Here is a 22,169-nt window from a genome sequence, read left to right on the forward strand (position 1 = left end):
TCCTGCGCAGGCAGGAGTCCAGGCCCGCCGTTCGAACTGGGTTCCTGCGTTCGCAGGAACACGCCGGATTCCAGTCCTCACCCCTCAGCCAAAATCCGCTCGGCGACCGCCTCCGCGACCTTGATGCCGTCCACGCCGGCGGACAGGATGCCGCCCGCAAAGCCAGCCCCTTCACCCGCCGGGAAGAGGCCGGCCGTGTTGACGCTCTGGAAATCCTTGCCCCGGCTGATGCGTATGGGGGAGGAGGTGCGGGTCTCCACCCCGGTCATCACTGCGTCGGGATGATCGTAGTTGGGGATTTGGCGGCCGAAGGCGGGCAGGGCCTCGCGGATCGCATCGGTCGCGAAATCGGGCAGGCACTGGCGCAGGTCGGTCAGGTGAACGCCCGGCCGGTAGGAGGGCAGCACCTCGCCAAATTCGCTCGACGGGCGTTGGGCCAGAAAGTCGCCGACCTTCTGCCCCGGCGCCTGATAATTTGACCCGCCCGCGACGAAGGCGAGGGACTCCCAGTGGCGTTGCAAATCTATGCCCGCGAGCGGGTGGCCGGGATAGTCGCGCTGTGGGTCGATGCCGACGACGATGCCGGAATTGGCGTTGAACTCCTTGCGGGAATATTGGCTCATGCCGTTGGTGACGACGCGGCCGGGTTCCGATGTCGCGGCCACCACACGGCCACCTGGACACATGCAGAAGCTGTAGACGGTGCGGCCGTTGCTGCAGTGATGAGACAGGCTGTACGCCGCTGCGCCGAGGTCCGGGTGTCCGGCGCAGGGGCCAAAGCGCGCCTTGTCGATCCAGGATTGCGGATGCTCGATGCGGACGCCGATGGAGAAAGGCTTCGCCTCGATATCGACGCCGCGCTCGTATAACGTGCGGAACGTCTCGCGCGCGCTGTGGCCGACCGCGAGCACGACATGATCGGCGGCCAGATAGTCGCCGGTATGAAGATGCAGACCGCGCAGCCGCCTCGCCCCGTCCGGCGCGGTCTCGATATCAAAGTCCTCGACCCGCCGCTCAAACCTGTATTCGCCGCCCAGTTCCTCGATCGTCCGGCGCATGCTCTCCACCATAGTGACGAGGCGGAAGGTGCCGATGTGCGGATGCGCCTCGGTCAGGATTTCCGGCGGAGCGCCTGCCTTTACAAACTCGGTCAGGACTTTGCGGCCAAGGAAACGCGGGTCCTTGATCTGGCTGTATAACTTGCCGTCGGAGAAGGTGCCTGCGCCGCCCTCGCCGAACTGTACGTTGGATTCCGGATTCAGTTCGCTGCGCCGCCACAGGCCCCATGTGTCCTTGGTCCGCTCTCGCACCACCTTGCCGCGTTCCAGGATGATCGGGCGAAGGCCCATCTGCGCGAGGATGAGGCCCGCGAACAGGCCGCAGGGGCCGGCGCCGATGACGACCGGGCGCTTGTCGCGCGTCACGCCGTGGAAGTCAGCGACGGGGCGATAGGCAGTGTCCGGCGTTTGCCTGACATGCGGGTCGTTGGCGAACTTCGCCAGTATCGCCGCCTCGTCCGCCAGCGTCACATCGATCGAATAGACCATGAGGATCGCGGATTTCTTGCGCGCATCATTGGCGCGCCGGGCGATGGCGAGATCGATCAGTGCCTCATCGGCGATGCCGAGCCGCTCCAGCACGGCAGAGCGCAGAGCTTCGGGCGGGTGCCCGAGCGGAAGTTTGATCTCGGAGAGGCGGAGCATGGCGGCCGCCTTTAGCGGGTTGGGAGTGGTTATGCCATAAGGATGGGTGGAGTCGTTTTTACTCAGCTCTGTGTATTTCGTCATCCCCGCGAATGCGGGGACCCAACATGCCTTGGGCAAGTTGGTCGCATGGGGAGAGATGGGTTCCCGCTTTCGCGGGAATGACGATTAATGGTGTAGGAATACCCACCGCGATCTATCCCACAGGCGTCAGTTTCAGCAGCCGCCCTTGCGATCCCTTACCCCCGTCCTCCAGCAACCACAGCGCGCCGTCCGGTCCCTGTTCGACCTCGCGGATGCGGGCACCCATGTCCCACTGGTCAGCCTTCGATGCATTCTCGCCGTCTATCTTCACGCGGATCAGGGCCTGGCTCGACAGGCCGCCCAGGAACAGCGAGCCCTTCCACTGCGGGAACATGGCGCCGCTATAATAGATGAGGCCGCCCGGGGAGATGGCCGGATTCCACCAGACCTTCGGGGCTTCGAAACCGTCCCCGGCCTTGTGGTCGGGGATATCGCGGCCGTCATAATGCGTGCCGTTGGACGCCTTGGGCCAGCCATAGTTGAGGCCGGGCTTGATGAGGTTGATCTCGTCACCGCCCTGCGGCCCCATCTCCTGCTCCCACAGCCGCCCGTCGCTATCGAAGGCGATGCCCAGCAGGTTGCGGTGGCCGTAGGACCAGATGGCCGGGTTGAACCCCTTGGACGATAGCGGGTTGCCGCGCGCGGCGGTGCCGTCCGGATTGAGGCGCAACACCTTGCCCAGCGTCGACTTTGGGTCCTGCGCCGGATCGAATTTCTGCCGGTCGCCATTGGTGAAGAACAGGTAGCGGCCGTCGGGCGAGAAGGCGATACGGCCGGAATAATGGCCGTTGCCATCCACCTTGGGATCGCCGCGGAAAATGACTTTCACGCCGTCCAGCTTCGTCGTGCCGTCGCTCGCCTGATCGAACCTGCCGGTGGCGAGGGCCACGCCCTTGCCGCCTTCGCCTGCCTCGGAAAAGCTGAAATAGACCATATGGTTGTTGTCGAACTGGGGCGAGAGAACCACATCCATAAGTGCGCCCTGGCCAGCGCTATCGACCTTCGGAATGCCGGAAACGGGAATTTTCGTGCCGTTCCTGGGATCGAACAGCAGCATTTCGCCGGCCTTTTCCGTCACCAGCATGCGGCCGTCGGGCATGAAGGTCATCGCCCAGGGGGAGTCGAAGTCGGCGATAATGGACGTTCTGAACGGCTTGTCCGCGGCGGGTGCATTCTGGCCGGTCGCGTTGTCGGCCGAACAGGCGAGAAGGATCAGGGGGAGGGCGGTTGCCGATATTTTTCGCATAATCTCAACTCCGTTCGCCCTGAGCATGTCGAAGGGCCGTACTTCTTAAGAAAAGTCAGGGATTCGACAAGCTCAGCCCGAACGGAGTTGGGGATTCCGTGAAGGAGATAATGACTGTCGCGCAAATCAGTTGCGTAACATTGCATGTCTGCCTATATCGCCCCTGCTTACCTACATCGTCAAACATGAAGGGCCGGCTCCGAAAGGGACCGGTGGCAACGAACCTACCTGTCTTACGGAGACCCGATGGCGGATATCGCCGCACTGACGCAGATGATCGAACCGGAGGTGAAGGCCCTGGGTTTCGATCTCGTGCGCGTGAAGCTGTTCGGGTCAGGCGACGAGCGCACGCTGCAGATCATGGCGGAGCGCCCGGACACGCGGCAGTTGGTCATAGAGGATTGCGCGACGATTTCGCGCCGCCTGTCGGACCTGCTGGACGAGACCGATCCCATCGAGGAAGCCTACCGGCTGGAAGTCAGTTCCCCCGGCATCGACCGGCCGCTGACACGTCTGCACGACTTTGCCGACTGGGCCGGGCATGAGGCGCGGATCACCACGCATGACGCGGTCGAGGGGCGCAAGACGTTCAAGGGATTGCTCGTCGGACTGACGGGCGAGGACGTCGAACTGCACGATGCCAAGGTAGGCGAGGTCGTCATCGCCTTCGCCAATATCAACAGCGCGAAGCTGGTGCTGACCGACGCGCTCATTTCTGCTACCATGCCGCTTTCCTCGCAGGGCGCGGACGAAATCGAAACGGAAGGATAAGGGTTCCAACGATGGCCAACGCCATTTCCGCCAACAGGGCCGAACTGATCGCGATCGCAAACAGCGTCGCCAGCGAGAAGATGATCGACAAGTCCATCGTCATCGAGGCGATGGAAGACGCGATCCAGCGCGCGGCCCGTGCCCGCTACGGCGCGGAGAACGACATCCGCGCCAAGCTGGACCCCGACACTGGCGACCTGCGCCTGTGGCGCGTGGTCGAAGTGGTCGAACTGGTCGAGGACTATTTCAAGCAGGTGGACCTGAAGCAGGGCCAGAAGCTGCAGAAGGGCGCCGCCATCGGCGACTTCATCGTCGATCCGCTGCCCCCGATCGACCTAGGCCGCATCGACGCCCAGTCGGCCAAGCAGGTGATTTTCCAGAAGGTCCGCGACGCCGAGCGCGAGCGCCAGCATGAGGAATTCAAGGACCGCGTGGGTGAGATCATCACCGGCGTCGTCAAGTCGGTCGAGTTCGGCCATGTCGTCGTCAACCTTGGCCGGGCCGAGGGCGTCATCCGCCGCGACCAGCAGATCCCGCGCGAGGTCGTGCGCGTCGGCGACCGCATCCGGTCGATCATCCTCAACGTCCGCCGCGAAAACCGCGGGCCGCAGATTTTCCTCAGCCGCGCGCATCCCGACTTCATGAAGAAGCTGTTCGCGCAGGAAGTGCCGGAAATCTACGACGGCATCATCGAGATCAAGGCCGCCGCCCGCGATCCGGGCAGCCGCGCGAAGATCGGCGTCATCAGCCGCGATTCCGGCATCGACCCGGTCGGCGCCTGCGTCGGCATGAAGGGCAGCCGCGTGCAGGCTGTCGTGCAGGAAATGCAGGGCGAGAAGATCGACATCATTCCCTGGTCGGAAGATACGGCGACCTTCGTCGTCAACGCCCTCCAGCCCGCGACTGTCAGCCGCGTCGTCATCGACGAGGATGAGAGCCGGATCGAGGTTGTCGTTCCCGACGATCAGCTCTCGCTCGCCATCGGCCGCCGGGGCCAGAATGTGCGTCTCGCCAGCCAGCTTACCGGTTCGGCGATCGACATCATGACCGAGGCGGACGCGAGCGAGAAGCGCCAGAAGGAATTCGTGCAACGGTCGGAGATGTTCCAGAACGAACTGGACGTCGACGAGACGCTGTCGCAGCTTCTGGTGGCCGAGGGCTTCGGCGAGCTGGAAGAAGTCGCCTATGTCGGTCTGGACGAACTGGCCTCGATCGAAGGCTTCGACGACGAACTGGCCGAGGAACTGCAGAGCCGCGCGCAAGAAGCGCTGGAGCGCCGCGAAGCCGCCGCCCGCGAGGAACGCCGCGGTCTGGGCGTCGAAGACGCACTAGCCGACATGCCGCACCTGACCGAGGCGATGCTGGTCACGCTGGGCAAGGCGGGCATCAAGACGCTCGACGATCTGGCCGATCTCGCCACCGACGAACTGGTGCAGAAGAAGCGCGTCGACCAGCGCCGCCGCCGCGAGGCGCAGGAGGACAAGGGCGGCGTTCTCGCCGAATATGGCCTCAGCGACGAGCAGGGTAACGAGATCATCATGGCCGCTCGCGCGCACTGGTTTGCGGACGAGGAAGCGGAAGCCGGGGAGGACGCGGTTGCGGAAACTCCCCAATGATAGGCTGAAAACCGCCTTAGCGACGGTAGGCGCTCGTGCTCCTGCGAAAGCAGGAGCCCAGGTTGCTTGGCGCATCCATCTTGTCTGGAGGCCCTGGGTTCCTGCGTTCGCAGGAACACTGTGCTTTGGCAGGGAGGCGCGCATATGACGGAGCGCCGTTGCGTAATATCCGGTGATCGCGCTGATCCCGAAGGGCTGGTGCGCCTTGCGCTCGGCCCGGACGGGCAGGTCGCGCCCGATGTCCGCGCCAAGGCCCCCGGCCGTGGCGCGTGGATCGGCGTGTCCCGTGCGGAGCTGGAAAAGGCGCTCGCCAACGGCAAGCTGAAGGGCGGGCTGGCGCGCGCGTTTAAGACTGGCGATTTTACGCTGGAATCTGACCTGCCCGAGCGGATTGACGCGGCATTGCGACAGGCGGTTCTGGACCGGCTGGGGCTGGAGGCGCGGGCTTCGATGCTGGTGACGGGATCGGAAAAGATCGACGTCGCGGCGCGGCGGGGGCAGGTCGTCATGCTGCTCCATGCGGCCGATGCGCGCCCGGATGGCAGCCGGAAACTCGACCAGGCTTTGCGCGTCGGCCAGGAGGCCGAGGGCAGCGATCTGGCGGGCATCGTCTTGCCTCTGGAGCGGGACGCCCTATCTATGGCGATGGGCCGTGAGAATGTCGTCCATGTCGCGGTGACCGATCAGCGGGCGGCCGGCCGCCTGGCGGCCGTCCTTGGCCGCTGGCAAAGCTATCTCGGATGCGCTAATGGGGCGCCTTCGCGCGCGATTTCGACCGGAATGGACGGAGTCGATGCCGGCGGGGGCGTGGCAGCCGATCAGGTTTGAAACTATCGGCCGTGGCCAATGCGCCGCGCGCCTGCATATGTGAAGTGAAGGGTTCAGTTTAGTCGATGAGTGACAGCAAGGAAGACAAGCCGGTTCTGGGCCGCAAGCCGCTGGGCATCAAGCGGACCGTGGAATCCGGCCAGGTGCAGCAAAGCTTCAGCCACGGCCGCAAGAATACGGTCGTGGTCGAGGTGAAGCGGCGCCGTATCCTGGGCAAGCCGGGCGAAGCGGGCGTCGAGGCGGCTCCGGCCCCTGCGCCTGAGCCGGTTGTCGCCGCGCCTGCTCCCCGTCCGGCTGCGCCTCCGCCGCCGCCCGCCCGTTCAGCTCCGCAGCCGAGCCTGCTTTCGCGGCAGGAAATGCAGGCGAAGCTGCTGCGCGAGGCGGAAGAAGCCCGCATGGCTGCGCTGGAAGATGCGCGCCGTCGCGATGACGCCCAGCGTCAGGCCGCCAGCGAAGAAGAAAAGCGCCGTGCGGAGGAAAACCGCCGGGCCGAAGCGGAAGCGCCAGCCGTTGCCGCTCCCGAACCGGAAGCCGCTCCGGCAGTAGAAGCCGTGGCCGAGGTGGAAGCGCCCGCCGCGACCGAGGCGACGGAAACCGCGCGCACCGGCGATCATCCGCCGCCGCGCCGCTTTACGCCCGTTGCTCCGGTCAAGCGCCCGGAACCGGTGAAGCCGGATCGCACGAAGCGCAGCGAACATGATCGCCGCCAGTCCGGCAAGTTGACCGTCACGCGCGCCCTCGCCGATGACGACAGCGCCCGCGCGCGTAGCCTAGCGGCGCTCAAGCGCGCCCGTGAAAAGGAACGCCGCGCCCATTCCGGCGGCCGTCAGCAGCCGCGCGAGAAGCAGAGCCGCGACGTGGTGGTGCCAGAGGCGATCACCATTCAGGAACTCGCCAACCGCATGGCGGAGAAGGGCGCAGATCTGGTCAAGGCGCTGTTCAAGATGGGCACGCCCGTCACGATCAACGATGTGATCGATCAGGATACGGCCGAACTGCTGGTCGAGGAATTCGGCCATCGCATTCAGCGCGTGTCGGAATCCGACATCGAAATCGGTATCGAAGGCGATCAGGATGCGCCTGAGACGCTGAAGCCGCGTGCGCCCGTCGTGACCATCATGGGCCATGTCGATCATGGCAAGACGTCGCTGCTGGACGCCCTGCGCGGCACTGATGTCGTGCGGGGCGAGGCCGGCGGCATCACCCAGCATATCGGCGCCTATCAGGTGAAAACCAAGGGTGGCGACATCATCACCTTCCTCGATACGCCGGGCCATGAGGCTTTCACGGAAATGCGCGCCCGCGGCGCGAACGTCACGGATATCGTCATCCTGGTGGTGGCGGCCGATGACGGCCTGATGCCGCAGACGATCGAGGCGATCAACCACACCAAGGCGGCCGGCGTGCCGATGATCGTGGCGATCAACAAGGTCGACAAGCCGGAAGCCAATCCGCAACGTATTCGCGAACGCCTGCTGGAGCATGAGATCGTCGTCGAGGATCTGGGCGGCGACGTTCAGGATGTGCAGGTGTCGGCGCTCAAGAAGACCGGCCTCGACGAACTGATCGAGAAGATTCTGCTCCAGGCCGAACTGCTTGAACTGACCGCCAATCCCGATCGCGCAGCCGAAGGCAATGTGATTGAGGCGAAGCTGGACAAGGGCCGTGGTCCAGTCGCGACCGTATTGGTCCGTCGCGGCACGCTGAAGGTCGGCGACAATTTCGTCGTCGGCGCGGAGAGCGGCAAGGTGCGCGCCATGGTCAACGACAAGGGCGAGAATGTGAAGGTCGCCGGTCCGTCAGCGCCGGTCGAGGTGCTTGGTCTGTCCGGCGTGCCGATGGCGGGCGATCAGCTCTCCGTCGTCGAGAATGAGGCGCGCGCCCGCGAGGTTGCCGCCTATCGTTCGGAACTCGCCACTAAGAAGCGCACCACTGCCGCGCCGACCAGTGTGGAGCACATGTTCTCCGCCCTCAATGCGACAGTCATCGAATATCCGATCGTGGTGAAGGCGGATGTGCAGGGTTCGGTCGAAGCGATTGTCGGCGCGCTCAACCGGGCGTCCACCGACGAGATCAAGGTGCGTGTCCTGCATTCGGGCGTCGGTGCGATCACTGAGTCCGACGTGACGCTCGCCGCCGCGTCGCGCGCGCCGCTGATCGGCTTCAACGTCCGCCCGAACGCCAAGGCGCGCGTCCTGGCGGAGCGGGACAAGGTGTCGCTGCGCTATTATGACGTGATCTACGACCTGATCGAAGAAGTGAAGGGCGAGATGGCTGGCCAGCTCGCGCCCGAACGCATCGAGACGATCGTCGGCCGCGCCGAGGTTCTGCAAGTCTTCCCGGCTGGTAAGAAGGACAAGGCGGCTGGTCTGCTCGTCATGGACGGCATCATTCGCAAGGGCCTCAACGCGCGTCTCACCCGCGACGATGTTATCGTTTCGCGCACGACCATCGCATCCCTCCGCCGTTTCAAGGACGATGTGTCCGAAGTCCGCGCGGGCATGGAATGCGGCGCGATGCTGCAGGACACGAACGACATCAAGGTGGGCGATACGCTCGAACTGTTCGAGGTCGAGGAACGCCAGCGCACGCTGTAACGGGAGGCGCATCGCCCTGGCAAATACCGGGGGGGGTGCGCCTGCTGGCGGTTACTTGCTCCTGAGATTCCGGCGCTCGCCGGGATGACGAGGATTGGTTATGGCAATTCCCTCATCCGAAGGTCCGTCCGTCCGCGTTCTGCGCGTGGGCGAACAGGTGCGGCACGTGCTGTCGGAAATCCTGATGCGCGGGGACGTGCATGACGATGTGCTTGCCAGCCATGTGGTGAGCATTACCGAGGTGCGCATGTCCCCGGACCTGCGCCATGCGACCGCCTTCATCAAGCCGCTGCTGGGCAAGGATGAGGAAGCGGTGCTGAAGGCGCTGCGCACCAATACCGCCTATCTGCAGCGCGAGGTGGCGAAACGCATCAAGCTGAAATATGCGGCGAAGCTGAAATTCATCGCGGACGAAAGTTTCGATGAAGGAAGCCATATCGACAAGTTGCTGCGCGATCCGAAGGTGGCGCGCGATCTGGACGGCGACGACTGAACAACGGGAGTATCGGGCATGCGCAGGATAATGGTAGCGGCGGTTGCATTGCTTTCCCTCTCGCCAGTCCATTCATCTCTGCAAGCCAAGGAAACCGTCCACCGCGCCGTTATCACCGATCCCGCTGTTGATGCGGCCATTCCGGCGGGCATGAGCGCATTCGTCATTCCGGCGAAGGACGGCGCGATGAATGCGGTCATGTATACGGCCGCGGGACGCGGGCCGCATCCGACATTGCTCCTGCTGCACGGTTTTCCGGGGAACGAGCAGAATCTGGATCTGGCACAGGCCGCCCGGCGGGCCGGATGGAATGTGCTGACGCTGCACTATCGGGGTTCCTGGGGCAGCCCCGGACGCTTCAGCTTTGGCGGAGCGGCGGAGGATGCGCATAGCGCGCTCGCTTTCCTGCGGGACCCCGCGACCGTTTCTAAATATCGGATCGACACCAAATATATCGCCGTGGCGGGCCATAGCATGGGCGGGTTCATGGCGGCCGATGCGGCCGCGGATGATCCGCAGGTGGCGGGCCTATTCCTGATCGACGCCTGGGACCCTTCCGCCACGGTCGAAGCGCTCTCAACGCCCGCCGGTGTCGCGGCATGGAAAGAGGAGGTCGCGGGCGACCTGCCGCCGCTCGCGGGAACGAGTTATGATGCGTTGACCGCCGAGATCAGCGGCAATGCGGAGCGTTTCGACCTGGGCAGGCGCGTGCTGTCCTATGGCAACCGGCCGCTGGTGCTGGTGGGGGCCGAGCGTGGCATCGGCGCGATGTCGCGGGCGGTGGCTGGGGAAGCGCAGTCCGCTGGCGCGGCAGCCCAACTGTCAATCTGGCCGACCGATCACAGCTTTTCCGACAAGCGCATCGCGCTGGCCGATCTGCTGGTCCGCTGGCTCGACCAAGTAGCGCCGCCAATCCCCTGATGGCCAAGCTCTATTTCTATTATTCCTCGATGAATGCGGGGAAATCGACCACCTTGTTGCAGTCCAGCTTCAATTACCGGGAGCGGGGCATGCACACGATGCTGTGGACCGCCGAGATTGATCACCGCTATCAGGCTGGACATATCACCTCCCGCATCGGCCTGGACAGGCAAGCCAATAGCTTTGGCGCCGATACGGATATCCGGGCGGCGGTGGAGGCCGAGCATGTGCGAAGGCCGATCGCCTGCGTGCTGGTGGATGAAGCGCAGTTTCTGACGCGGGCGCAGGTGCTGCAGCTTGCGTCGATCTGCGATCAGCTCAACATTCCGGTGCTCTGCTATGGGTTGCGGACGGATTTTCGCGGTGACCTGTTTGAGGGGAGCGCGCAGTTGCTTGGCATCGCGGACACGCTGAGCGAGATCAAGACAGTCTGCGATTGCGGCCGCAAAGCGACGATGAACCTGCGCGTGGATGGGGAGGGGCGGGCCATCCGTTTCGGCGACCAGACGGAGATTGGCGGCAATGACCGTTATATCGCCCTGTGCCGTCGGCATTTCATGGAGCGGGTCGATGGCTATCGCTGATGTCGCTGCGCTCGCCGCGCCGCTGGAGGCAGGCGACGTGCGTCTTGAGCTGCTGGCGGAGCGTCATGTCGAACCGTTGCGGGCGGCCTGCGCGCGGGACGCGGATATATGGCACATCTATCCAGTGTCATGGGCGGGCGAGAATTTCGACAGCGCGCTGGCGCAGACGGAGCGGTTCCATGGCAGCCGGGGATGGGTGCGTTTCGCCGTACTGCACCGGGGCGTTGTGGTGGGCATGACCAACTATATCGATCCCGATAGCGTCAGCAGGACCCTGGAGATTGGCGGCACCTATATAGAGCCTTCGGTGCGGGGCAGCGGTTTCAACGGCGTCATGAAGTGCCTGATGATCGAGCATGCCTTTGCCTGCGGCTTTACCCGTATCGAGATACGGGTGGACACGCGCAACAAGCGGTCCATGGCGGCGGTGCTGAAGCTCGGGGCGATGCATGAGGGCACCCTGCGCCGTAATCGCGTGACCTGGACCGGCTATGTGCGGGACACAGCGATATTCGGCCTGCTGAAAGAAGACTGGCGCGGCGGATATTAGGGCGTGGAGTCTATGGGGTGAGGGGTGGGAAGCGGAATGGCGGCTTCAGGATTGAGCAAAATGAAATATGGTCATTCTGTGGGTCACCAAATATCACTGACCGCGTTTTCGGAATGGATTGAACAGTCTTTGAGCCATTTGATGGGAAGAACATTTACAGCCGCATCGGCGGGCAGTCGATAAAAACTCAAAATGCGATAGCTCCACGCGTAAGGGATACAGCGCTTCATTGCTGCTGCGTGGAGGAAGAACTGATATTCGTCCGGCGCATTTCGGATCGACGACAAAAATGAGTGCTGTAATTCTCGATCTGCGCCAAACTGCTTCAAGGCATTTGCCCTGAGATAGTCTGCGTAAGCTCCTACGGAAAACAGGGAACCCAGAAGCGCGATTGCGACAAAAGCAGGCACTCGAACCAAACGAAACCGATTGGGAATAAGAAAGCTCGAACTCGCGACAACAATGCTGGCGAATACTAATCCTGGCCACTGCGGAGCGCCAAATCTGTCGGACCACATGGTCGCGAACGCTATAGGTCTAACCGGGTCACCAAAAGCGAGCCAAGCGACAATTACATATACGAGAAAGCCAAGGCCAATTGATTTCATCATTTGGACAACCCGCTATCGCTTGTGCCGGAACGTACTCCTTTAGAAGCTTGTATGGCGGGTTTCGGGAAGATCAATGTTCGGCATCAATTTCCGATTTTGGCTGTTTCCGGTGAGGCATCTTCTGAGAACAACGGGCCACGCTTGGCGCGCGCATGAAAGGCGAACGACTATTCGCCTAGTCGATCGCGCGTTCAGTTTTTCTGCCCTTCTGCGGCGGCCTTTCTGGCCTTGTTGGCTGCTACGGCTGAATCCCATGTGGCCCAATCGATTGCGCGTCCGGGATAGGCGACTTTTGCGAAGGGCCAATCCTTTCGCATCCACCCGACGACCCAATCATAAAGCTCGGCATCGAAGCCCGCGTCATATTCGTCCTTGGTCACCCACAGCCTGACCACAGCGTCATAACCTTCGACGGTGCTGGGATAGACATAAACGCAACCGCGCTCGCGGCTGCCATCCGGCGTGAGTATGGCATAGGCGAAGGACGTACGGTTCCTGAATCTCGCTTGTTCGGTTTCCATGTCCCGCATGGCATCGGCATCGGAGATGTCCTTGTGCGGCCAATCAGTGCTGCGCGTGAACGTCTTTTGCAGATGTTCGATCGACGACATATAGGCCTTGAAATCCACCTTCGCCAAATCGGGGCCGAGCGGCACGATCTTGAATTTTTTGGTTTCCACCAGAATGGGAACGGTGAAATCTTCAGGGACAAAAGGTGAAGCCGGCTTGGCTTCTTGCGTTACCGCCGCCGCCTGTCCCGTGACCGGTGCAGGGGCCTCGTTCGCCGCTGATGCTTCTACCGGGGCCAGGCACCCCGCCATTGTCAGCGTCGTTAAAGCCAGACCCAGAGCCGCGTTCCTGACATTCAAACCCATCATGTCTGCTCCTCAAGATTGCGCGTACCCATGCCGCGTGAAGTCGATGCGATCAGGCGCCCTGTGGACGGCAACTTCATGATGGAAAATATCATCGATCACATCAAAACCTAGTTCCTGGTCACTGCCAGACCGGCGATCATAAGTCTAAGAGTTACGATTCTCCCACGTTTCCAGTAGCCGTAAAATGCTTTAGGGCGCGCCGATGCACGGCTGGATCATCCTCGACAAACCCCATGGCCTTGGTTCGACACAGGCCGTCGGCGCGGTGAAGCGCGCTTTGCGGGAGGCGGGCGCGGGTAAGGCGAAGGTCGGACATGGCGGGACGCTGGACCCGCTGGCGACAGGCGTGTTGCCGGTCGCGATCGGCGAGGCGACGAAGCTCGCCGGACGGATGCTGGACAGCGACAAGATATATGATTTCACCTTAGCCTTCGGTGCGCAGACGGACACGCTCGACCTGGAAGGGGCCGTGATTGCGGACAGCGATGTGCGGCCCACACTGGCGGAGGTGGAGGCTATATTACCGCGCTTTACCGGTGCGATAGAGCAGGCTCCTCCCGCCTATTCCGCTATCAAGGTCGATGGCCAGCGCGCCTATGATCTGGCCCGCGCCGGGCAGGATGTGGAGATGAAGCTGCGGGCTGTCACTGTTCAGGCGCTTACTCCCGTTCGGTTCGAGCTTGCCGGGAACGGCGGACCGGAATTTCCGACAGGCTCGAACCGAACGGAGCAGGGGAGCGAGATACCCTTGTCGTCGGTCACCCTCACCGCCCATGTGTCCAAGGGCACCTATATCCGCTCTCTTGCGCGCGACATTGCGCTGGCGCTTGGCACCGTCGGGCATGTGACCATGCTTCGCCGCGTGAAAGCGGGGCCGTTCACGCTGGATCCGGCGATTTCTCTGGACAATTTGCGCGATGCTGCTAGGGAGCGCGCCATCGCGCAGCTTATGCTGCCGTTGACGGCGGGGCTGGACGACATCCCGGCTCTCTCCGTCACTCCCCAAGAGGCACAGGCGCTCCGTCAGGGACGCACTCTCGTGGGGAAACCCTGCACGCAGGGCCTCCTGCTGGCGACGGAAGGCGAAACGCCGGTCGCGCTGGTCGAGGCTTCCGGCCCGGAAATCCGGGTGGTGCGGGGCTTTAATCTCTAGTTTTCAGAAAGGATGACGATGTCGATTACTGCCGAGCGCAAGGAAGCGCTGATCAAGGAACATGCCCGCGCCGAGGGCGACACCGGTTCCCCCGAAGTCCAGGTTGCGATCCTCTCGGAGCGCATTTCCAACCTGACCGAGCACTTCAAGGGCCACCACAAGGATAATCACAGCCGTCGCGGCCTGCTGATGCTAGTCAACAAGCGCCGTAGCCTGCTGGACTATCTGAAGGCGAAGGATGCGGGCCGCTACAGCGACCTGATCGCAAAGCTGGGACTTCGCAAGTAAGACCCGGACGAAGGGACGGCCCCCGCGCGGGGCCGTTTCTGATTCTGAAACATGGCGCTGGGCAATCCGGCACGGCGTTCATGATCTGGGGATGTTCCCCATCACCGTTCGGGCTGAGCGAAGTCGAAGCCCGCGGCCGAACGAAGTGAGGCCCTGTCTTCGCTTCGCTCAGACGAGCCCTTCGACAAGCTGAGGGCGAACGGAGGAGAGTTAGACGCTCTCTATTCATGGGCCATTGGTCCACTAAAGGCCCCGCCCGGCAATAGGGCCCGGCGGGCGTAAGGAAACCATATGTTTGATGTAAAGAAAGTCTCCATCGAGCTGGGCGGAAAGACCCTCACGCTCGAAACCGGTCGTATTGCCCGTCAGGCCGACGGCGCTGTGCTGGCCACCTATGGCGAGACCGTGGTGCTGTGCGCCGTGACCGCCGCCAAGTCCGTGAAGGAAGGGCAGGACTTCTTCCCGCTGACCGTCCACTATCAGGAAAAATATTCGGCTGCCGGACGCATTCCGGGCGGCTTCTTCAAGCGTGAGCGCGGCGCGACCGAGAAGGAGACGCTGGTCTCCCGCCTGATCGACCGTCCGGTCCGCCCGCTGTTCCCGGAAGGCTTCTACAACGAGATCAACGTGATCGCGCAGGTCCTGTCGTTCGACGGCGAGTCCGAGCCGGACATCGTTGCGATGATCGCCGCTTCCGCTGCGCTGACCATTTCCGGCGTGCCCTTCATGGGGCCGATCGGCGCGGCGCGCATTGGTTACAAGGATGGCGAGTATAGCCTGAACCCGTCGCTGGACGAGGTGAAGGAAGGCGAGCTCGACCTGGTTGTCGCAGCCACCCATGACGCCGTGATGATGGTCGAATCCGAAGCCAAGGAGCTTTCGGAGGAAGTCATGCTGGGCGCTGTCGGCTTCGCGCATGACGCATGCAAGAAGGTCGTCGAGGCGATCATCAAGCTTGCCGAGAAGGCCGCCAAGGAGCCTTGGGAAATGGCCGCTCAGGCTGACCTGTCGGCCGCCAAGGACAAGCTGAAGAAGCTGATCGGCAAGGACATTGCCGCCGCTTACAAGCTGACCGACAAGTCCGCCCGTTCGAATGCGCTGAACGCCGCCCGCGCCAAGGCAAAGGAAGCCTTTGCCGACGCGACGCCGCAGGACCAGATGGCGGCTCAGAAGCTTGGAAAGAAGCTGGAAGCCGAAATCGTCCGTGGCGCGATCCTGAAGGACGGTAGCCGCATCGACGGCCGCACGACCACGCAGATCCGTCCAATTGAGGCGATGGTCGGCTTCCTGCCGCGCACCCATGGTTCGGCGCTGTTCACCCGTGGCGAGACGCAGTCGATCTGCACCACCACGCTGGGCACCAAGGATGCCGAGCAGATGATCGATGGCCTGACCGGCCTGCATTATGAAAACTTCATGCTGCACTATAACTTCCCGCCCTATTCGGTCGGTGAAGTCGGCCGCTTCGGTGCGCCGGGCCGCCGCGAAGTGGGTCATGGCAAGCTGGCATGGCGTGCGCTGCACCCGGTGCTGCCGACCAAGGACGAGTTCCCCTACACGATCCGCGTCCTGTCCGACATCACGGAGTCCAACGGTTCCTCCTCCATGGCGACCGTCTGCGGCGGTTCGCTGTCGATGATGGATGCCGGTGTGCCCCTGAAGCGCCCGGTCTCCGGCATTGCCATGGGCCTGATCCTGGAAGGCAAGGAGTTCGCGATCCTGTCCGACATTCTGGGTGATGAAGATCATCTGGGTGACATGGACTTCAAGGTCGCCGGTACGTCCGAGGGCATCACCACGATGCAGATGGACATCAAGGTCGCCGGCATCACCGAGGAGATCATGCGCGTCGCCCTGAACCAGGCGAAGGAAGGCCGTGCGCATATCCTGGGCGAGATGGCCAAGGCGCTGGATCACACCCGCACCGAACTGTCGGCCCATGCCCCGCGCATCGAGACGCTGCAGATCGACAAGTCGAAGATCCGCGAAGTCATCGGCACCGGTGGCAAGGTCATCCGGGAGATCGTCGCGGAAACCGGCGCGAAGGTGGATATCGACGATGAAGGTCTGATCAAGATCAGCTCGTCCGACATCAACCAGATCGAAGCCGCCAAGAAGTGGATTCTCGGCATCGTCGAGGAAGCGGAAGTCGGCAAGATCTACAACGGCAAGGTCGTCAACATCGTCGACTTCGGCGCGTTCGTGAACTTCATGGGTGGCAAGGACGGCCTCGTCCACGTTTCCGAGATGCGCAACGAGCGCGTCGAAAAGCCGACCGACGTCGTGTCGGAAGGCCAGGAAGTGAAGGTCAAGGTGCTGGAGATCGATCCGCGCGGCAAGGTTCGCCTGTCGATGCGCGTTGTCGATCAGGAAACCGGCGAGGAGCTGGAGGACACCCGTCCGCCGCGCGAACCCCGCGAACCCCGTGGTGATCGCGGTCCGCGCCGTGAGGGCGGTGACCGTGGCGATCGTGGGCCCCGCCGCGACCGTGGACGTGACGGCGGTCGCGACCGTGGTCCCCGCCGCGAGCGTTCCGAAGGCAAGGATGACGGTGGCGACGCCGGTCTGCCGAGCTTCATCACGCAGGAAGATTGATCCGGCGTATAGCCGTCAATCTCTTGATCAAGGTTAAGGGGCCGGTTTCCGGCCCCTTTCTCTTTTTGTGGACTCCTTCCGCCGATACCATCGACATGATAAGTTATGCGGTGGCCTTCGGGCAGAGCGATACGATCCGATGGCCATAAGGGTGGAGGACGGGATGGAGAAGATATTCTCCTCGCTCGATGCTGTGTCCGATGTGCCCGCTCTCTGGGATTTGCTTGTCGGCTTTTTCCAGCGGCAAGGAATAACGCGCATAGTCGCCGTCCACTTTCCGCCGGTGGGTTCTGCGGATCAGGACAGGGTCCGCATACTCGCCTTCGGGTTTCCCGAAGCCTGGATGGAGGATTACAGAGCCGGCCGTCATTTCCATGATCCGGTCAGGGCGCATGCGAAAATCCACCCGGTGGCGTTCCGCTGGTCGGACATCCGGTCCCTCCGCGCGATCACGCCGGAGGAGGACCAGTTCCTTCGAGATTTCGGAAAAGTGCAGAAGGGGGACGGCGTCGCCATCCCGGTATTCGGACCCTATGGGCGGAACGGGTTCATCGGCCTGTCACTGCCTGCGGGCCTGAAGGCGATGCCGCCGGACATGATGAGACTGTGCAAGCTTGTCACCCAATATGCCCATCAGCGCTATTGCGAGATTGTGGCGCCAGACCTGGATGTCCACCAGCCGCTTTCGCCGCGTGAACTGGAGGTGCTTGGCTGGGTTGCGCGGGGCAAGAGCAATTCAGTGATCGCAGAGATCATCGGTGTTTCCAGCAATACTGTGGATACGCATCTGCGACGGATTTACGCGAAGCTGAATGTGACTGACCGGGTGTCCGCAGCACTGGCCGGCCTTGGCCATGGATTGGTCAACCTGCCCTGACAAAAAGTGTATGACAGCCGTATGTCACCCAATCGCGGGACATGTCATCGTTGTCATTACCTTCTAGGCGGTCCCGTAATGAAAAGGCCTTCCCCAAGAGGCCGCATAAAAACACATATCCGGATAATCGACGGAAAATGATGGGGCATGCGGCGAAGGCCGCCGTGCCGGTTGTTTTTCGCCGGTGTTCGTCAGGGATGACGGGCTTTTCGGGTCGCAATGGAACGAATGTAATGACCAGCGATAACGTGGTGCGCCTGCCCGGTCAGGACGCCCCGGAATCTCCCGCTTCCCCGGCGGCGCGCGGCGATGGCATGGCAGCGGACAATCATGCGCTTGCCCTGCGGATGCATCGTTTCAGCCTGGATCGCGATGCGCAGTTTCAATCCGACGCCCTGCGCAATCCCGCCTGGGACATTCTCCTGTCCCTTTACGTGGCGCAGATGGAAAAGCTCGACGCGCCTTTCGCGACGCTCTGCGTCGCCAACCGGCTGTCAGCCGATATGGGCGCTGCAGCGGTCAAGGCGCTTCACGCCCTCTCACTCGTCGCCTGGCGGGAGGGTGAACCCAACAGCCCTGTCGCGCTGACGCCACGCGGCGCGGCCCAGATGAACCAGTTCCTGCAGCGGGTCGCACTCTCTGCTTGAGGGCCTTTCGGGGCGCATGTTACCCCCACAACATGCGCCCCGGATCGTCGCTTTCATCCCCTTGCCGTAAAATATGGCGGTTTGATCCATGTTTATGGCGGGCGCGTAACGATGTGGTATAGCCGCCTCTCTAACAAGGCGGTGGCATGCACAGGAAGAATGAGCGGTTCGTTGAGCGGCTGCCGCTGATTCCGGAAAGGCCGGGATTGGCCTATGCCGTAACGACCCTATTGTGCATGGCGGCGCTGTTCGCACGACTTGTGGTGGAAAATGTGTTGCCGACGGGTTTCCCGTTCGTCAGCTTCTTTCCCGCCGTCATCCTGTCCTCATTTCTATTCGGCGTCGGGCCGGGAATTTATGCGTCGGTCATATGCGGTCTGATATCCTGGTACTTCTTCATTCCGCCGACGATGACATTCTCTCTGCAGGCCAACACCATCGTTGCGCTGATTTTCTACGCGGTCGTGTGTGCAACGGATATCGCCCTGGTCAACTGGATGCAGCGCGCCAATTACAGCCTGGCTGTTGAACGGGAAAAAAGTCGCGCACTGGCCGAAAACCGGGAGATGCTGTTCCGCGAGTTGCAGCATCGTGTGTCGAACAACATTCAGGTGGTCGCCGCGCTCATCTCCCTCCAGCGCCGCAATGTCACGGATGAAGCGGCGTGCAAGGCGTTGGATGAGGCTTATGCGCGCCTCAACCTGATCGGAAAGATCGGCAGGGCCTTGTACGACCCGAACGGCCAGAGGCTGGGCGTCAGAAGCTTCATGGAGACGTTGACGGAGGACATATTGGAGGCCAGCGGCCGCCGTGATCTGGCCGTTCATCTGAACGTCGATGAGGAAATCACTTTCCATCCCGATACGGCCGTGCCGCTGGCCTTGATCGTGGCGGAGGCGATCAGCAACGCGATCGAGCATGGTTTTCCGGGCAGCGATCGCGGCACCATCGCCGTCGATCTTCACAAGTCCGATGCGGGCAAGCTGGTCCTTGAGGTCGCGGACGACGGGAAGGGACTTCCAGCCGATTTCCAGCCGGAACGCGGCGGCAATCTGGGCCTGCGCATCGCAACGGCGCTGGCCCAGCAATTGGGCGGTGCTTTTTCCATGACGCCCGGCGCTCGTGGAGGGGCGCGGGCGATGCTGGAAATCCCCGCCTGATCCCGTTTTCGCCCTATGCCGTCATGACGTCCAATCCCGCTTGGCGGCGGGTGCAGGCTCCGCTATGACCCCCCGATGCACAAGATTCCGATGAAGCCGTTTGTCTCCCTTGGTTGCGCGGCCGCCGCCCTTGCCCTGCTTGCCGGTTGCGCCACCAACAAGAACAAGGCGGACACGCAATATGTCGCGCGCGATGTCAGCACGCTGTATAATGCGGGCAAATACCGGCTTGATCGGCGCCAATATAAGCTGGCGGCGGCGCTGTTCGACGAGGTGGAGCGGCAGCACCCCTATTCGCCTTGGGCGCGCCGGGCGCAGCTTATGTCTGCGTTCAGCTATTACATGAACCGCGATTACAACCAGGCCATCGCGGCGTCGCAGCGCTTCCTGTCGATCCATCCGGGCAACAGGGATGCGCCCTACGCCTATTATCTGATCTCGCTCTGCTATTATGAGCAGATCGCTGACGTGACTCGCGACCAGAAGATCACGCAACAGGCGCTCGATTCGCTGGGCGAACTGATCCGCCGCTATCCCGACACCCGCTACGCGTCGGACGCGCGCCTGAAGGTCGATCTGGTCAATGATCACCTGGCGGGCAAGGAAATGGAGATTGGCCGTTTCCACCAGCGCCGTGGCCAGTGGCTGGCGGCGACGCTGCGGTTCCGCACCGTCATCGACAAATATCAGACCACCACCCACACGCCGGAGGCGCTAGAGCGCCTGGTCGAGAGCTATCTGGCGCTTGGCGTGCCGGAGGAAGCGCGCAAGGCGGCGGCTGTGCTGGGCGCCAATTATCGCGGTTCCAAATGGTATGAGCGGTCATACAAGCTGATCAGGGACCATGCGCCGACGGCGTGACGGCCTTTAGGGGGTCGTCATGCTGACCAACCTCTCCATCCGCAATGTCGTGCTGATCGAGGCGCTGGACCTGGAATTTGGTCCGGGCTTGGGCGTGCTGACCGGTGAGACGGGGGCAGGCAAGTCGATCCTGCTGGATTCCCTTGGGCTGGCCCTGGGGCAGCGCGCGGACAGCGGCCTGGTGCGGCAGGGCGAGGCGCAGGCCAGCGTCACGGCCACCTTCGCCGAACCACGGGCGGATCATCCCGCGCGTGTGGCGCTGACCGGCAATGAGATCGATCTGGAACCCGGCGAGCCGCTGATCATCCGCAGGACATTGAAGGCGGACGGGGGAAGCCGGGCCTTCATCAACGACCAGCCCTGTTCCGCCGCCCTGCTGCGCGAGATCGGCGGCATGCTGGTGGAGATTCACGGCCAGCATGATGACCGCGGGCTGCTCAATCCACGCGGGCATCGCGCATTGCTTGATATTTTCGGTAGATGCGACAGCGCGGCGGTTGGGGTGGCGCACACTGCCTGGCGCGCCGCCGAGGCCGCTTTGGCGCAGGCGCGGGCGGAAGTGGAGGGCGCGGCGCGGGACAGGGACTATCTGGATCATGCGGTCGCGGAACTGGCGGCGTTTGCGCCGGAACCGGGCGAGGAGGCCACTCTGGCCGGAGAGCGGGCGGACATGCAGAAGGGCGCGCGCCTGACCGAAGACCTGTCGGCCCTGTCCGATCTGTTCGACGGGTCCGAAGGGGGCCTGGCCCGCTTGCGGCAGGCGGGCAGGCGGCTGGACCGGATCGCGGCCGAGCACCCCTTGTTGGCGGAAGCGCTGGCGGCGCTGGACCGCGCGGTGATCGAGGCGAGCGAGGCAGAGGAGAAGCTGGCGGCGGCGGGCGAGGCGCTGAGTTTCGATCCGGCCCGGCTGGATGCGATTGAGACACGGTTGTTCGATCTGCGGGCGCTGGCGCGCAAGCATCAGGTGCAGCCCGATGATCTGGCGGCGCTGATGCAGGAAATGCGGGGAAAGCTGGAGCGGATCGACGCGGGCGAGGAGGGGTTGGCGGCGCTGGAGAATGATCTGGCTGCCAAGGCGGCCGCCTATCGCACAGCGGCGGCGGCATTGACGGAACAGCGGAAGGCGGCGGCCGCCAGGCTCGATGCAGCGGTCGCGGGCGAACTTGCTCCCTTGAAGCTCGACGCCGCCCGTTTCCGTACCTATGTCGAGGCGCTGGACGAGACGGCATGGGGACCGCATGGCGCCGACCGGGTGGAGTTCGAGATTTCGACCAACCCTGGCGCGCCGTTCGCGCCGCTGGTGAAGATTGCTTCCGGTGGCGAACTGTCCCGCTTCATCCTGGCGCTGAAGGTGGCGCTGGCCGAGGAGGGCGGCGCGGATACGATGATCTTCGACGAGATCGACCGGGGTGTCGGCGGTGCGGTCGCCAGCGCGATCGGCGAACGGTTGGCCCGGCTGGCCCGGCATACCCAGCTCCTGGTCGTGACTCACAGCCCGCAGGTCGCGGCGCGTGGAGCAGGCCATATGCTGATCGCCAAGTCGAGCGAGGGCACAGTGACGCGCACCGGCGTTCATGCGCTCGATGAGGGCGCGCGCCGGGAGGAGATCGCCCGGATGCTGTCCGGCGCGGAAATCACCGCCGAGGCGCGGGCGCAGGCGGGACGGTTGCTGGAGGGGGTGTGATGCACCGCTCGAACCGAACGGA

Annotated in this window: 20 protein-coding genes; 16 read left to right on the forward strand and 4 right to left on the reverse strand. The window is 63.1% G+C overall.

Going from position 1 to position 22,169, the window contains the following annotated elements; all coding sequences use genetic code 11:
• Positions 1 to 77 precede the first annotated feature (77 nt).
• Together BHQ40_RS01715 and BHQ40_RS01720 are read right to left on the reverse strand one after the other, a co-directional pair.
• The gene (locus BHQ40_RS01715; protein ID WP_070151548.1) at positions 78 to 1,703 is read right to left on the reverse strand and encodes an NAD(P)/FAD-dependent oxidoreductase; all 1,626 of its coding nucleotides are present in this window, start codon (positions 1,701 to 1,703) and stop codon (positions 78 to 80) included.
• 196 nt (positions 1,704 to 1,899) lie between these two features.
• Positions 1,900 to 3,033: a PQQ-dependent sugar dehydrogenase gene (locus BHQ40_RS01720; RefSeq protein WP_070151550.1), complete on the reverse strand. Its 1,134-nt coding sequence runs from the start codon at positions 3,031 to 3,033 to the stop codon at positions 1,900 to 1,902.
• Between the two features lie 246 nt (positions 3,034 to 3,279).
• Here BHQ40_RS01720 and rimP point away from each other — a divergent pair, with 246 nt between their 5' ends.
• The 8 genes from rimP (at position 3,280) to BHQ40_RS01760 (ending at position 11,393) form a co-directional block, all read left to right on the forward strand.
• A complete protein-coding gene (gene rimP, locus BHQ40_RS01725) occupies positions 3,280 to 3,804 on the forward strand; it encodes a ribosome maturation protein RimP (RefSeq protein ID WP_070151552.1) in 525 nt (174 codons plus the stop codon).
• Between the two features lie 11 nt (positions 3,805 to 3,815).
• Positions 3,816 to 5,420 (forward strand): transcription termination factor NusA, encoded by a 1,605-nt coding sequence (gene nusA, locus BHQ40_RS01730; protein ID WP_070151554.1) that lies wholly within the window; start codon positions 3,816 to 3,818, stop codon positions 5,418 to 5,420.
• 144 nt (positions 5,421 to 5,564) lie between these two features.
• On the forward strand, positions 5,565 to 6,248 hold the full coding sequence (locus tag BHQ40_RS01735) for a DUF448 domain-containing protein (protein WP_083276627.1): 684 nt from the start codon (positions 5,565 to 5,567) through the stop codon (positions 6,246 to 6,248).
• 65 nt (positions 6,249 to 6,313) lie between these two features.
• The gene (infB, locus tag BHQ40_RS01740; protein ID WP_070151556.1) at positions 6,314 to 8,845 is read left to right on the forward strand and encodes a translation initiation factor IF-2; all 2,532 of its coding nucleotides are present in this window, start codon (positions 6,314 to 6,316) and stop codon (positions 8,843 to 8,845) included.
• A gap of 100 nt (positions 8,846 to 8,945) precedes the next feature.
• Positions 8,946 to 9,338, forward strand: a complete 393-nt coding sequence (gene rbfA, locus BHQ40_RS01745; protein ID WP_070151558.1) for a 30S ribosome-binding factor RbfA — start codon at positions 8,946 to 8,948, stop codon at positions 9,336 to 9,338.
• A gap of 18 nt (positions 9,339 to 9,356) precedes the next feature.
• The gene (locus BHQ40_RS01750) at positions 9,357 to 10,259 is read left to right on the forward strand and encodes an alpha/beta hydrolase (protein WP_070151559.1); all 903 of its coding nucleotides are present in this window, start codon (positions 9,357 to 9,359) and stop codon (positions 10,257 to 10,259) included.
• Complete coding sequence (locus BHQ40_RS01755; RefSeq protein ID WP_070151560.1) at positions 10,259 to 10,843, forward strand: thymidine kinase; 585 nt, start codon at positions 10,259 to 10,261, stop codon at positions 10,841 to 10,843. The genes BHQ40_RS01750 and BHQ40_RS01755 overlap by 1 nt, the downstream gene beginning before the upstream one ends.
• A complete protein-coding gene (locus tag BHQ40_RS01760) occupies positions 10,830 to 11,393 on the forward strand; it encodes a GNAT family N-acetyltransferase (RefSeq protein WP_139139136.1) in 564 nt (187 codons plus the stop codon). The genes BHQ40_RS01755 and BHQ40_RS01760 overlap by 14 nt, the downstream gene beginning before the upstream one ends.
• 83 nt (positions 11,394 to 11,476) lie before the next feature.
• Here the strand turns inward: BHQ40_RS01760 and BHQ40_RS01765 are convergent, their stop codons facing one another.
• Positions 11,477 to 12,004 (reverse strand): hypothetical protein, encoded by a 528-nt coding sequence (locus BHQ40_RS01765; protein WP_070151561.1) that lies wholly within the window; start codon positions 12,002 to 12,004, stop codon positions 11,477 to 11,479.
• A gap of 191 nt (positions 12,005 to 12,195) precedes the next feature.
• Positions 12,196 to 12,882: a twin-arginine translocation pathway signal protein gene (locus BHQ40_RS01770; RefSeq protein WP_253183221.1), complete on the reverse strand. Its 687-nt coding sequence runs from the start codon at positions 12,880 to 12,882 to the stop codon at positions 12,196 to 12,198.
• A 202-nt stretch (positions 12,883 to 13,084) separates the two neighbouring features.
• Here BHQ40_RS01770 and truB point away from each other — a divergent pair, with 202 nt between their 5' ends.
• From truB to recN, 8 genes are all read left to right on the forward strand, one after another.
• Positions 13,085 to 14,035, forward strand: coding sequence for a tRNA pseudouridine(55) synthase TruB (truB, locus tag BHQ40_RS01775; RefSeq protein ID WP_070151562.1), 951 nt, complete (start codon positions 13,085 to 13,087; stop codon positions 14,033 to 14,035).
• An 18-nt stretch (positions 14,036 to 14,053) separates the two neighbouring features.
• Complete coding sequence (rpsO, locus tag BHQ40_RS01780) at positions 14,054 to 14,323, forward strand: 30S ribosomal protein S15 (RefSeq protein ID WP_070151803.1); 270 nt, start codon at positions 14,054 to 14,056, stop codon at positions 14,321 to 14,323.
• 291 nt (positions 14,324 to 14,614) lie between these two features.
• On the forward strand, positions 14,615 to 16,918 hold the full coding sequence (gene pnp / locus BHQ40_RS01785; protein WP_070151564.1) for a polyribonucleotide nucleotidyltransferase: 2,304 nt from the start codon (positions 14,615 to 14,617) through the stop codon (positions 16,916 to 16,918).
• A gap of 163 nt (positions 16,919 to 17,081) precedes the next feature.
• On the forward strand, positions 17,082 to 17,795 hold the full coding sequence (locus tag BHQ40_RS01790) for a helix-turn-helix transcriptional regulator (RefSeq protein ID WP_070151568.1): 714 nt from the start codon (positions 17,082 to 17,084) through the stop codon (positions 17,793 to 17,795).
• Between the two features lie 233 nt (positions 17,796 to 18,028).
• Positions 18,029 to 18,442 (forward strand): hypothetical protein, encoded by a 414-nt coding sequence (locus tag BHQ40_RS01795; RefSeq protein WP_139139137.1) that lies wholly within the window; start codon positions 18,029 to 18,031, stop codon positions 18,440 to 18,442.
• Between the two features lie 146 nt (positions 18,443 to 18,588).
• Positions 18,589 to 19,602 carry a sensor histidine kinase gene (locus tag BHQ40_RS01800; RefSeq protein ID WP_070151572.1) on the forward strand — a complete coding sequence of 338 codons (1,014 nt, stop codon included), beginning with the start codon at positions 18,589 to 18,591 and terminating at the stop codon, positions 19,600 to 19,602.
• 75 nt (positions 19,603 to 19,677) lie between these two features.
• The gene (locus BHQ40_RS01805) at positions 19,678 to 20,463 is read left to right on the forward strand and encodes an outer membrane protein assembly factor BamD (protein WP_070151574.1); all 786 of its coding nucleotides are present in this window, start codon (positions 19,678 to 19,680) and stop codon (positions 20,461 to 20,463) included.
• Positions 20,464 to 20,482: 19 nt separating this feature from the next.
• Positions 20,483 to 22,147, forward strand: a complete 1,665-nt coding sequence (gene recN, locus BHQ40_RS01810; RefSeq protein ID WP_070151576.1) for a DNA repair protein RecN — start codon at positions 20,483 to 20,485, stop codon at positions 22,145 to 22,147.
• Positions 22,148 to 22,169 lie beyond the last annotated feature (22 nt).

The organism is Sphingobium phenoxybenzoativorans (assembly GCF_001757355.1).
Taxonomy (GTDB): domain Bacteria; phylum Pseudomonadota; class Alphaproteobacteria; order Sphingomonadales; family Sphingomonadaceae; genus Sphingobium; species Sphingobium phenoxybenzoativorans.

What these genes read in the sequence shown, in the direction of transcription:
- BHQ40_RS01770 (WP_253183221.1), bottom strand. Translation starts at nt 12,882, where the DNA reads ATGATGGGTTTGAATGTCAGGAACGCGGCTCTGGGTCTGGCTTTAACG.
- rpsO (WP_070151803.1), top strand. Translation starts at nt 14,054, where the DNA reads ATGTCGATTACTGCCGAGCGCAAGGAAGCGCTGATCAAGGAACATGCC.
- rimP (WP_070151552.1), top strand. Translation starts at nt 3,280, where the DNA reads ATGGCGGATATCGCCGCACTGACGCAGATGATCGAACCGGAGGTGAAG.
- BHQ40_RS01765 (WP_070151561.1), bottom strand. Translation starts at nt 12,004, where the DNA reads ATGATGAAATCAATTGGCCTTGGCTTTCTCGTATATGTAATTGTCGCT.
- BHQ40_RS01720 (WP_070151550.1), bottom strand. Translation starts at nt 3,033, where the DNA reads ATGCGAAAAATATCGGCAACCGCCCTCCCCCTGATCCTTCTCGCCTGT.
- nusA (WP_070151554.1), top strand. Translation starts at nt 3,816, where the DNA reads ATGGCCAACGCCATTTCCGCCAACAGGGCCGAACTGATCGCGATCGCA.
- recN (WP_070151576.1), top strand. Translation starts at nt 20,483, where the DNA reads ATGCTGACCAACCTCTCCATCCGCAATGTCGTGCTGATCGAGGCGCTG.
- BHQ40_RS01735 (WP_083276627.1), top strand. Translation starts at nt 5,565, where the DNA reads ATGACGGAGCGCCGTTGCGTAATATCCGGTGATCGCGCTGATCCCGAA.
- pnp (WP_070151564.1), top strand. Translation starts at nt 14,615, where the DNA reads ATGTTTGATGTAAAGAAAGTCTCCATCGAGCTGGGCGGAAAGACCCTC.
- rbfA (WP_070151558.1), top strand. Translation starts at nt 8,946, where the DNA reads ATGGCAATTCCCTCATCCGAAGGTCCGTCCGTCCGCGTTCTGCGCGTG.
- BHQ40_RS01795 (WP_139139137.1), top strand. Translation starts at nt 18,029, where the DNA reads ATGACCAGCGATAACGTGGTGCGCCTGCCCGGTCAGGACGCCCCGGAA.
- BHQ40_RS01790 (WP_070151568.1), top strand. Translation starts at nt 17,082, where the DNA reads ATGGAGAAGATATTCTCCTCGCTCGATGCTGTGTCCGATGTGCCCGCT.
- infB (WP_070151556.1), top strand. Translation starts at nt 6,314, where the DNA reads ATGAGTGACAGCAAGGAAGACAAGCCGGTTCTGGGCCGCAAGCCGCTG.
- BHQ40_RS01800 (WP_070151572.1), top strand. Translation starts at nt 18,589, where the DNA reads ATGCACAGGAAGAATGAGCGGTTCGTTGAGCGGCTGCCGCTGATTCCG.
- BHQ40_RS01750 (WP_070151559.1), top strand. Translation starts at nt 9,357, where the DNA reads ATGCGCAGGATAATGGTAGCGGCGGTTGCATTGCTTTCCCTCTCGCCA.
- BHQ40_RS01805 (WP_070151574.1), top strand. Translation starts at nt 19,678, where the DNA reads ATGCACAAGATTCCGATGAAGCCGTTTGTCTCCCTTGGTTGCGCGGCC.
- BHQ40_RS01755 (WP_070151560.1), top strand. Translation starts at nt 10,259, where the DNA reads ATGGCCAAGCTCTATTTCTATTATTCCTCGATGAATGCGGGGAAATCG.
- truB (WP_070151562.1), top strand. Translation starts at nt 13,085, where the DNA reads ATGCACGGCTGGATCATCCTCGACAAACCCCATGGCCTTGGTTCGACA.
- BHQ40_RS01715 (WP_070151548.1), bottom strand. Translation starts at nt 1,703, where the DNA reads ATGCTCCGCCTCTCCGAGATCAAACTTCCGCTCGGGCACCCGCCCGAA.
- BHQ40_RS01760 (WP_139139136.1), top strand. Translation starts at nt 10,830, where the DNA reads ATGGCTATCGCTGATGTCGCTGCGCTCGCCGCGCCGCTGGAGGCAGGC.